Source organism: Streptococcus mitis, assembly GCF_946190375.1.
Taxonomy (GTDB): Bacteria; Bacillota; Bacilli; order Lactobacillales; family Streptococcaceae; genus Streptococcus; species Streptococcus mitis_CJ.
Map to the genome: position 1 here is coordinate 1 of NZ_CAMIAF010000174.1, position 215 is coordinate 215.

The 215-nt window shown below is 40.9% G+C and carries 1 protein-coding gene; it reads left to right on the top strand.

What is annotated here, in order from left to right; all coding sequences use genetic code 11:
• Positions 1 to 215, top strand: a 215-nt coding sequence (locus N8M09_RS11155; RefSeq protein WP_261065265.1) for a G5 domain-containing protein, incomplete at both ends; no start/stop codon positions are given.

The window sequence follows — 215 nt, forward strand, 5'->3', positions numbered from 1 at the left end:
AAAGAAGGCGATGATGTTGTTAAGAAGACAACAACTTACGCGGTCAATGTAAGTACCGGTGCCTTAACTCCAACAGAGAAAAAGGAAATCTTCAAACAAAATGGAGCTAAATCTAAGGTTGTCGTTACGCCAATAGATCCAAGTGTTCGTTATGAAAAAGACGCGACAAAAGCTAAAGGTGAAGCAAAAATCACAGTAGCTGGTACTCCAGGCAC